Raw genomic sequence first — 10,951 nt, forward strand, 5'->3', positions numbered from 1 at the left:
TGACTTGCCTTCCTTAGGCTTACAGCCGAAAATCAATCCGCTCCTCATCTACCTCAATGATCGCCGATTCTCCTCGAGCACGGGACAAATAAACCTTCACTGTCCGCTGCTCCTGCAGCACCTCGATCCGCTCAACTTTCCAGCCTGCACCCTCTGGCATGCAAACCGTTGCTATCACAGCACGATCAGTAAAAGCCCCTTGGCAGACGAGCACCGGAATCGCCTGCTTCGATCCATAGGAGGCTGAACGCCAGCCCTCCTTGATTCTCAGCGTCACATCATGAAGCCCGGTGCTTCCCCAATGAAACCGGACCGACTCAGCGCCCGCCTGCACGAGCGCTTGCTTGCCCGCCTGCTGAGACTGATCAACATCCGCCCCCGCCGCAAGATGAAAAAGCTGCTCCGCCTGATGCGTGCCCTCCCCGTCCAGCCAATCCACGAGCAGCAAAAACGGCACGTTCTTGCCCTTAACTAACCACCGGCGATGCATGACCGGATCAGTTAGACGAAGGTAGCCGTTATGCGAGGCGTCAACCAACTCCACCGCCTCATCATCGATGCGACGGTGCACTGTGACCTCCGCCTCTGTCGTCCCCCACTTTTGCGTAGCCACATAAGGCGTCTGATCCTCTTCATCGATAAGCACCGTATTGTGCCCAGCCGTGCCCTTAAAATAGCGCCGCCACGCCCCTTCCTGATACGTATACCGGCCGCAATCGCCGAAGATCAGCTGCCGCTTGTACATCCACTCCACATGCAGCGCGTCCGCATGTCCGTGGGCGCCGCCAAGCGGAGCCGCATCCAAGAAAACATAGTTGTCTCGATCTCTGAGCGCATAATAGCCGGAATCGGGAAAATGCACCGAGGACAGCTGCCCGTCACGCGCAGCTTCCTCTACCTCTTCAAGCAGACGCAGATACGCATCCTTCCCGAGCAGCCACAGCAGCGAATCGCTCATCTCGCCTTGCCGAACGATTCCCACGTCGCCGACAATCGCGCCGATGAAGCCCACTTTCGCTGGCACATCCAGCGAACTGTCCGAATCCGCCAGCGGAAGCGATGTGCCATCCGGCCGGATCGTCGCCAGGCTGAACGCCACCATTTCGCGCAGCTTCGCTTCATAACGGGGCGGGAAGTCGCGTCCCGTCTGCTTCGCCAGCCAGAACGGCGTGCCGAACATTTCCAGCGAGCCGGTATGATAATGCGGCGTCAGTTCTTCCTGGATGCCATCAGGCCGAATCTGCTCTTGCAGACACAACAGCAGACGCTCTCTAGCGAGCTGCCTCCAATACGGTGCAGCGAGATGGTCTTCCAGGAACGTGCCGACCGTAAAAAGGCCTTGCATATGCATCGTCGCGTGATTGATCGTCGTCTCACCCAAATAACGCGATAAATACGCTGCTTGCTCGGCAAGGCTAGCCTCCAGCTCCTCCAAGAAGGCCAGCTCCAGCTCAGCGCTGTGGCACATCAGCATATAGCCCCAGACCCAGGACTGCACGCGCAAGCCGACCTCAAGCAGACGCCATGGTCCCGGACGCTGAAAATAAACCGCCTCATCATAGGAGAGGTCGGTCGGCGCCGGATTTTGCCTGATCCAGGATCGGACATGCGCTTGAAACGTCTGCACACAGCGCTCATCCTTCGTAAGCAGATAGGCGATGCCAAGGTCGCGTAAATGCCAGTGACGATTCAAAATCCAGGTATATTCCAGATCCTCTGTGGGATTATACAGCCAATCCGGCGGACTTCCGTGCTCGACCCAGCGATCGGCGGCCATCGTGTAGGGAAGCTTGAATCTTCCCTGCCACGCATTTTCCGCCGTCTCGATCACTTGCTGCACCCGCTCAGGGAAGCGCTGCCCAAACAAGACGGATGCTTCTTGCAACTGCTCGTTGGTTATATAAAAACGGGTCGCCATCGGTCACATCATCCTTTCACTGAACCTGATGTCACGCTGATGAACGACTTGTTCGCGAGCGCATAGACGACGAGGATCGGAATGATGGACATACATGCGCCTGCCATCATAATGTGCGTTTCAGCCGCAGCCGAAGTCCCGTAGCGCAAGCTCGCAAGCCCGACCGTCAGTGTCTGCAGCGTAGGCTTCGTCATTGTGAACACGAGAGGCAGAATGTATTCGTTCCAAGCGTTCCGGAAGACGAAGAGCCCAGCAACACCAAGCCCCGGCGTCAACAGAGGCAATACGATCCGCCAGTAGATGCCATATACCGAGCAGCCGTCGATCATCGCCGCCTCGTCAAGCTCTTTTGGTATGCCTTTGAAAAAACCTATCAAGGTAAAAAACGTTGCCGCATGCCCGCTGATCAAAATGATGATCACGCCCCACAGCGACTTTTGCAGATTGAGATGCACCATCAGCTCAAATTGCGGGCGCAGCACCACAGCGCCGATGGAAATGAACATTGTGGAAGCGAGCAGCGAGACGAAGAGCTTTTTCCCCGCAAACTCTCGCCGATCTACCGCATAAGCCGCCAAGGAAGCGACCAGCAAAGCGCCGACCGTCGTGACGGTCGCGACAAATAAGCTGTTGAACGTAAACTGCGCGAAATTCGCTCCCTTCCAAGCCTTCACATAGTTCTGGAACTGCCAGACCGACGGCCAGAACGTCGCGCCTGTCGTGACTTCCGCGTTCGTTTTGAAGGAACCTAGAACCGCCATCACGACCGGAAATAGCGTAAACAAAACGATAATCAGCAGAAATGCCCACAACACAAGGCCCCCGGCAAGCTTGCCGATCCAGAGGGAGACGCTGCCCGGATGGGAAGCTGTTTTGCGTGTTGATATTGTAGTTGGTGCTGAATTCATCCGTTGTTCCTCCTAGCCTTGTAAGTGGTTTAAGCGACGTGACATGTAGAAATAACCCAGCGTAACGGCGCCGACGATGAGGGCGGACACGAAGCCTACGGCACTGCCGTAACCGATCTGCTGCTGCACAGCCCCGCCTGCCGACGAAATCGGGAAGAACAGCTTATACACATACAGATACATAACCTCTGTTTTGCCAATCGGACCGCCTTCCGTCAGCACCATGATGCTCTCATAGCCCTTGAGCGCCGCCGTAATCGCGAGCAGCACGATCATTTGAAGCACGGTGCCGAGCATGGGAACCGTAATATAGACGAATTTCTGCCAACCGCTGGCGCCGTCGAGCGCAGCGCTTTCGTAGACGTCACGCGGAATATTTTGCAAACCGGCGAGGAACAGCAGCATGTAATTGCCGATTGCCCCCCATACCGCAATAATAATCATGGTCAGCATAGCGAATTTCGTGCCCAGCCAATCAATATTCGAGGAGGCAATCCCGTATTTGACCAAATATTGATTCAGAATGCCGTTATACGAGTTGAAAATGACATAGAACACAACCGACATGACCGCAGTGGAAATGACCGTCGGCAGAAAATAAATGGCGCGCAGCAGATTGCGGCCACGCAAGCTTTGATTCAAAATGACGGCCAGCACCAAGGAAATCGGCAGCGTCAGCGCGATTTTGCCCCCTGCATAGACCAAGGTGTTGAGGACGGAATGCCAATAGACCTCATCTGTCGCCAAGCGCTTAAAGTTGTCAAAGCCGATAAACGTCATCTTGCCGTACCCCGGATAACTGTAGAACATATACCGCATCGCCCAAAGCAGCGGGTATATGCTGAGCACGAGTGTCAGTATCAGACTGGGAAACGTTAATACATACGGTGCCAAGGCATCCTTGCTTTTTCTCATGACGAAGCTCCTTTCCGAAGACACAATCTCTCTAGGATTTAATAATGAAAAGCCGCCCGTGCTCGCCTTACGCTGAACCGGGCGGCTTCCTCATTCTGCCGTTACCCTATTTGACCATGCTGCCTTGCAACTTTTTCGCATCAAAATCCGGCATTGGTTTATTCGTGGTCGTTCCCGCTTGTCTGGCTTTATCGAGAGCGGCGTTATAACGGTCCGATAATTCGGTCATGAGTTTGTTCGCATCGCCGCCTTCCAAGATGTACTTCAGTGCGGTATCCCCAAGATTCTTGCCCTCCGGTGTTACGGCCGGTACTACTGGATACAATGCATCGTATTTGTTCGGAACGAAGAGATCCATATTCGGAAAGCTCGGCTTCTTGGCAACCGCGATGACATCTGGTACAGCCGAGATGCCCACGCTGTCTTCCTGATACGTTTTAAGCACATCCGGCGAATACATGTATTCCAGGAATTTATAAGCTTTCGCTTTAACCTGCGATTTCGAGCTGAGCGCCAGAAAGACTGTGGCGTTCAAGAACGGAGACGCGCCATTAATCGTGCCGTCAGCCGTCGGCACCGGCGCTGCGCTCCACTTGATTTTTGCGGGGAACTGGTTCTTGTAGACACCGGGTTCACTCGCGTGATTGATGTACATGCCGATCTTGCCCTCAGCAAATTGGGCGCGCAGCGGATCGATGTCCAGCAGTTCGAAGCCTGGGATCAAGCTGCCGTCCTGCTTCATTTTCCGCAGCGCTTCCAGCATCGGGATTTGGCTGGTGAAGTCGAATTTACCCGTTTTGAAATTGAAGCCGGCTAGCATGCCCGTGCTTAGCGCGCTAATTGAATCAGCGGTTCTCGAGAAGCCTCCGTTGTTCTTGAAGCTGCCGGCAAAGCCATAAGCGCCGATGTCCTTGCCTGCAGCGGTAATTTTTTTCGCGTCTTCGACCAATTCATTTAACGTTTTTGGCGGTTCTGTGATGCCCGCTTTTTGGAACAAATCGACGTTGTAAATCAGCCGCCAGGTGATGCCGTAATTCGGCAGGGAGTAGATTTTGCCATCGATGCGATTGCCGTCGTCCACAATCAGCTTCTCAAATCTTTTCTTGAACTCCGGTGTCATGTAGCTGTCTAAGGATTCCAGATAGCCTTTTTTGACAAACTGCGCAAAGTTTCCGCCTGACGTCCTGATGATATCCGGTGCTTGATTGGAAGCGAACGCGACGTCGAGCGACTGCTCGTAATTGTCAGCCATAATCGTGACTTCGACTTCGATATTGTCTTTGTTCTCAGCGTTATACTTGGCGACTTCCGCCTTGATATGATCTGCTGCCCCGCGATCGTTCGTCCAGTAAGTAAGCTTGGTTTTGGCGCCTGTCGCTGCCGCAGGAGCAGCCGAAGCGTTCGCAGCCGGCGAGGCTGGAGCGGATGGAACCGGTGAACCTGAGGTTGTGTCCGACGCGCCGCTGCCGCAAGCGGATAACGTTGTCAGCAAAGCCGCCGACAGTAGAAGATGGAACGGTTTCTTTTGCATTGTTGAGGAGCCTCCCTTTTATATCGTGCCATTTGGTGACACCCTAAGTGTAAGCGAATTCAGAATGGATGAGAGGAGGGCAAAACAACTTTCGGAGAGGAAAATCTTACGGTCTATAGGCGCCTTTAAATTCGGACGGCGTCATGCCGGTATGCTTTTTGAACACGTCGGTAAAATAAGAACGGTCCTCATAGCCGAGCGCCGTTGCCACTTCCTGCACCTGCTTGTCCCCCAGCAGCATCTCCTTGGCTTTATCGATCCGCAGCCCGGTCATGTAATGAATGAGGGTTGTGCCTGTCACTTTTTTGAACAAATTGGCAAAATAGCTGGCGCTCAAATACACATGCTTCGCGAGATCGTTCACGGTAACGTTTTTATCCAGATTCTCCTTCATAAACTGAATCGCTTGCGCGATCACCGAGTTCGCCTCTTCTTCTTTCTGCGCCTGTAAGAGCCGACAGCCTTCTTCCAAAAGTCTCGTCAACGCCTCGATCAGTTCCTGCTGCTTGAGCGGCTGCTCCAGCTGTAGCGTCTTCAGCCGGGCGGACAAACCGTCCATGGCCGAAACTGCGGTCAGCTTCTCTGCAAACAGGCGATACATGAGCAGCCCAAGCTCGCCGCAGACTTGAACAAAATAGCCCGGCGCAGCCCCGGCATAGCAATCGAGTATCGTTTGCAGCATCGGCAGCGCCTTCTCCTCATACCCCATGCGCAACAGGTTGAAGAGTTCTTTCTCCTGCTCGGCGCTATGCCGCTTTGGCTGATCGGGACGGGGCACAATCTCCTCGTAGCGAACAACACTGTTCCCGCCGGTATAAAAGTTAAACGACCGCGCCTCCGATGCTTGCTGGTACGCTATCGGCAGCTCTCGAATTGTAAGCGCCTCCGAGCTGACACCGATGGAAACCGTGTAGCGCGAGTAATTCCGCACATGCTCCCGGCACGCTTCAGCCAGCGCCGCCGCATCCTTTGGGGTATTCATCAGACAAATAAAACCATACAAGTGTTCTCGAAACACAACCGCCTTCGTATGCATCGAAAGGGTTTCCTCTAAAATATTTTTCACCGCGAATCGGGCAAGCTCTACCTCATGCATGGAAATCCCATCCATTTCTTTGTCCATTCCGTCCATTTCCACGCAAAGCAGCGTCAACCGCTGGGGCTCCAGCTCCATCCGCAAGTAGTCCCAGCGCTCCTGCAGCATCGACTCACTCGCTGTATACCTCAGCAGCAGCTGCAAGTATTCCTGGCGAAGCAAAGGCATGCTTTCTTTGATCTGGCGCTCCATCTCGGCTTGCCGGGCATGCTCGGAACGATCCGCCAGCACTTGATCCCGCGCCTTGCGAACGACATCCTCCACCGCTTCTTTCAGAAACGGCTTGGCCAGGAAATCAAAGGCGCCGAGCCGGATCGCTTGCTGTGCATATTCAAAATCCGTATACCCGCTGAGCAAAATGACCTTGCACGTTGGCAGCGCCGACATAATGGCCCGGGTCATCTCCAATCCGTCCATACGCGGCATGCGGATGTCGGTCAAGACAATGTCCGGGCGAAGCTCCGTCACCAGCTCCACCCCCTCCTCGCCGTTGCCTGCCGAGCCCACGACCCGGACGCCGTGTATGTCTTCGTCAATTAAGCCTTCAATGCCCCGCACGACGCTCTTAATATCATCAATGACACAGAGTGTAATCGGTCTAATCTTCATTGCTCCTGTTCCTCCTTCAGTGGAATGGTGATTCTAACGACCGTCGATTCGAACGGCACGCTCGACAGCTCCATCACTGCGCCCCCGCTGTAGTACAACTGCAAGCGGTTATACACATTGCGCAGCGCGTAGCCTTTAGGTCCGGACGCGTGAGTACGAAGCGACGCTTGCAGCTTCTCGGCGTCCATACCGGCGCCGTTGTCCTCCACGCGCAGCTGCAGTCTGCCTTCCTGTGTCGTGAGCGAGATTCGAATTTGTCCGCCGGAAGTCATATGCTCGAAACCGTGCAGCAGGCTATTCTCGACAATAGGCTGCAGCATTACCTTCATGATCGGAAGCGCCAGTAACGCATCGTCTTCAACCTCAATCTCAAATTCAAATAGATCTTCATAGCACAGTTGCTGAATCGTCAAATATTGCCGAACGTGGGAAATTTCCTTCTCTACGGTCGTCATTTCATCCCCATTGTTCAAACCGAGTTTGAACAGCCGGGAAAGCGCGATCACCATGACTTTGGAACTCTCCGTTTCGCCGGTTTCCATTTTCCAAATAATCGTATTCAGCGTGTTGTAAAGAAAATGCGGGGAAATCTGCGCTTGCAGCGCCTTCGCCTCCGATTTGCGCTTCTCCTGCTCCGCCTGCTTCACCTCTTCTATCAGATCGGTGATTTCCATGAGCATGCTGTTAAATTTATGCCCAACCTGACTCACTTCATCCTGAAACAAGCTGGAGAAACGCACAGACAGATCGCTTCGTCCGACCCGGCTCATCAGCATCTGCAGATGGTACAGCGGCTTGAGCAAAATCGAAGAAAGCAAGTTGGACACCAGCACCGCGATCAGAATGCACACCGCCATCGTCAGTACCGTCGCCCATTGAATCCAGTTCAGCTCCTTCAACAGTTCGGCGCGGGATTGCACGCTAAGCAGAAGCCAATCCGGATTGAACGTAACGCTGGCATAATTAATCAGATCGTTATGTCCCTTCACGTTCACATCAAAATGTCCCTGGCTCCCGCTCCCGATGTGCGCGTCGAGAAAAGCTTGATTATAGTAGGCCGGCAGCGGCGTCTGATTCATTAAAACGCTTTCAGATTTGCGATTTATCAAGTAGAAATGCTGCTCTTCCGGTTCCTTTAGCCGGTCGGTGAGAATGCTTTGAATTCCTTTCTCGTTCAGATTCACGACGAAATACAGATTCGGCGCATCGCTAATCGAGCGCATGACCAGCGAAATGACTCGGTCTTTGCCTTGAAAAAGCAAGTCCTCATGGCCCTCCACCCAGAAAGGCTCCTTACTTTCTTTTGCTCGCGCATACAAGTCAGAGTCATAGAAGGAGAACGACTGGTTGCGGAAATAGCTGGCTGAATAAAACTCACCGATCGGCGTCGCGATATAGATCGACTCAATCGATGGCTCCGCGAGCTTAGCCTGGGTAAAGGAGGTATTCATCGCCGACATGTGTGCATAATAGCCGTCGGTTTTGCCTGCCGCTGCATCCTTTGCCATCTGCACAAACGGTTGGGAAATCATAATATTCAGTACAGCCACGAGAATTTGCTTGGCCTTCTCATCCATGACGCGGGCCGACGTGTTTAAGTTGTCCTGGCTGAGCTGGAACGTGTTCCGCTCGATCACGCCCGCGCTTATATAGTAAGAGAGCCCCCCTGTTACGCTAATGGATAGCGCGATCAGCAGCACGAAAGATACCCACATGCGCTTCTTAAGTGTAAGCTTGTACAGCATTGTCCTCATCTTTTGCACCCCCTGATGGCATTGTATCGCAAACCTTCTCTGGCGGCATCGCAAATTTTTGAAAATGTGTGCTACGCGGCTATCACCGCCTCCAAGGCGGCATCATCGTTGACGAATGACGATCGGAGCCTGCTTCGGCGAGACCTGGACTGCACGCTGAAAAAGCCCGCCGGCACATCGGTCAGATGGCTGGAGGGCTTGTCTAGCTGCGGTTATTCTACTCGGCATCCGGCTGCTGCTCTAGCGGCTCAAGTTCCTCGTCCGCCGCCTGGAACCGTTCAAGGGCTACGCGGCGCTCGTTATCGACGAGTGTCACGCCCTCGGCCTGCAAGAGAAATCGCTGGAGCTGCGCGGCTTCATCGTCCTGGATCGCAATCTCGCCCTGCGCGTTCACGATGCGATGCCACGGCAGGCCATGCTTGCTGCTCATCGCGTGCAAGATGCGTACCACCTGCCTCGCAGCGCGGGGGCTGCCAGCTACACGGGCAACCTGCCCATATGTGGCAACTTTGCCTTCAGGAATGGCGCGCAGCACACCGATCACGCTTGCCGTGAACGGGTTCATTCGGCGTCGGCTTCCACTTGCGCAAATTTGATGCACACAGGCATAGACAGTTCAAGCTTATCGCCGGTCGGTGCCAACTTGCCCGTCGCTTCGTCACGAGCAAATGATACAACGTTGTTCGAGTCCTTGTTCGCGACGAGCAGAAAGCGGCCGTCCGGGGAGAGTGCGAAATTGCGCGGATGCTTGCCGCCCGTGGATTCGTGCTGAATCGCGGAAATCTTACCGTTGTCTGCGTCGATCGCATAGACGACGATGCTGTCATGTCCGCGATTGGAGCCGTACAGGAAGCGGCCGTCCGGCGAGATGTGGACGTCGGCGCAGGCATTGTCCCCCTGGTAGTCCCCTGGCAAAGTCGACACTGTTTCAATGGGCGCAAGCTGCCCCTGCTCTTCGTCATAAGCAAATGCCGTCATCGAGGACCCTAACTCGTTGATCACATAGGCGTAGCGGTAGGACGGATGGAAGGCCAAATGACGCGGCCCCGAGCCGGGAGGTACTTGCACTTCCTGGTGCAGATCCAGTTTGCGGCCCTCCACGTCCAGCTTGTACACAATAACCTTGTCCAAGCCCAAATCGCAGACGACGGCAAAGCGATTGTTCCGGTCGACCGTCACGGAATGCGCGCGCGGTCTGTCCTGCACGGGCAGGACACTGGTGCCCTGGTGCCGCCGTATGTCGCTCGTCTCGCCGAGCTTGCCGTCTTCCAGGATGGGCAGTACGCCCACCATGCCGCCATGATAGCTCGCGACCATAGCAAGCTGGTTCGTGCGATCCAGCGTAATGTGGCACGTCGTGACCGGCAGGGTCACGGCTTGATTCAACGGCGTCAGTTGGCCGTTAGCCGGGGCAATTTGATAAGCGCCGGCTGCGCCGCAGCGCTGACCGTCCGCGTCCGTCCCCTCCGACAAGGCGTAGAGCCGCCAATTGTCGGTGTCTACGGCAAGGAACGTCGGATTTTGCAAACCTGCCGTTTGATGAGTCACCTCGAAGCTGCCCTTCGCTTCGTCAAAAAGGGCGGTGTACACCCCCGGGTTCTTCGAATCAGCATAAGAACCTATAAATGCGTATGTTTTCCGCGGCTTGTGCGCTGTCACGTGTCGTCACTCCTTCTGTGGTAGATGCAATATTTGCATTATCGCAAATCTGGTGGAGCGGAGCAACTGTTTGGGGAGGGAGGCGTCATTTGTTCCTCACACGCAGCCTGGGGTTCTTGTTCGCTGCTAGCTATAAACTTGCTCACCATCGTTCAACATACATGTAATTCGAGGGAAGCTCGTCCCACTTACATGCAGCTTGCTAGACACTTGTTCTGCATACATGCTGCTCGGTGGACATTCCTCGGCAAGACACTTGATGACCAAACTTCCCGAGAACGGAACGACGTGACGCTATTTCGCCGAAAACGGCCGTTTTCGCGAGGTTGCGGAACGTAGGAGCGCTAATCGACGTTTCTTCAAGGGTTTTCGTTTCATTTCAACGAAATAAGGTCCTCTCGTTCCCTTCACAGACGCAAACACGTCTTTGACACATGAATAAGGCCCTCTCGTTCCGCTTGTTACCAGCTTAGCCCCACCTATTCCCAAACTACAATCATTTTCCGGGGCGGTGCGTAGGTTTCGGAGAGTCTGGGGCGGTCCGGTCGCAGGTTTGCGGGG

Annotated in this window: 8 protein-coding genes; all 8 read right to left on the reverse strand. The window is 54.4% G+C overall.

Features of this window, described 5'->3' with window-relative positions; all coding sequences use genetic code 11:
• Positions 1 to 19: 19 nt before the first annotated feature.
• The 8 genes from EJQ19_RS28870 to EJQ19_RS28905 all read right to left on the reverse strand — a co-directional run bounded on the left by EJQ19_RS28870 (position 20) and on the right by EJQ19_RS28905 (position 10,390).
• Positions 20 to 1,918 (reverse strand): alginate lyase family protein, encoded by a 1,899-nt coding sequence (locus tag EJQ19_RS28870; protein WP_126144696.1) that lies wholly within the window; start codon positions 1,916 to 1,918, stop codon positions 20 to 22.
• A gap of 8 nt (positions 1,919 to 1,926) precedes the next feature.
• Positions 1,927 to 2,826, reverse strand: coding sequence for a carbohydrate ABC transporter permease (locus EJQ19_RS28875; RefSeq protein WP_126144697.1), 900 nt, complete (start codon positions 2,824 to 2,826; stop codon positions 1,927 to 1,929).
• Between the two features lie 12 nt (positions 2,827 to 2,838).
• Positions 2,839 to 3,741, reverse strand: coding sequence for a carbohydrate ABC transporter permease (locus EJQ19_RS28880; protein ID WP_126144698.1), 903 nt, complete (start codon positions 3,739 to 3,741; stop codon positions 2,839 to 2,841).
• A 106-nt stretch (positions 3,742 to 3,847) separates the two neighbouring features.
• Positions 3,848 to 5,272: an ABC transporter substrate-binding protein gene (locus tag EJQ19_RS28885; RefSeq protein WP_126144699.1), complete on the reverse strand. Its 1,425-nt coding sequence runs from the start codon at positions 5,270 to 5,272 to the stop codon at positions 3,848 to 3,850.
• 106 nt (positions 5,273 to 5,378) lie between these two features.
• Positions 5,379 to 6,977: a response regulator gene (locus EJQ19_RS28890; RefSeq protein WP_126144700.1), complete on the reverse strand. Its 1,599-nt coding sequence runs from the start codon at positions 6,975 to 6,977 to the stop codon at positions 5,379 to 5,381.
• Positions 6,974 to 8,731: a sensor histidine kinase gene (locus tag EJQ19_RS28895; RefSeq protein WP_126144701.1), complete on the reverse strand. Its 1,758-nt coding sequence runs from the start codon at positions 8,729 to 8,731 to the stop codon at positions 6,974 to 6,976. Before EJQ19_RS28895 ends, EJQ19_RS28890 begins: the two co-directional genes overlap by 4 nt.
• Before the next feature lie 217 nt (positions 8,732 to 8,948).
• A complete protein-coding gene (locus EJQ19_RS28900) occupies positions 8,949 to 9,296 on the reverse strand; it encodes an MGMT family protein (RefSeq protein ID WP_126144707.1) in 348 nt (115 codons plus the stop codon).
• Positions 9,293 to 10,390, reverse strand: coding sequence for a lactonase family protein (locus EJQ19_RS28905; protein WP_126144702.1), 1,098 nt, complete (start codon positions 10,388 to 10,390; stop codon positions 9,293 to 9,295). The genes EJQ19_RS28900 and EJQ19_RS28905 overlap by 4 nt, the downstream gene beginning before the upstream one ends.
• Between the last annotated feature and the right edge of the window lie 561 nt (positions 10,391 to 10,951).

The sequence above is a fragment of the Paenibacillus whitsoniae genome (genome assembly GCF_003955665.1).
GTDB lineage: Bacteria > Bacillota > Bacilli > Paenibacillales > NBRC-103111 > Paenibacillus_E > Paenibacillus_E whitsoniae.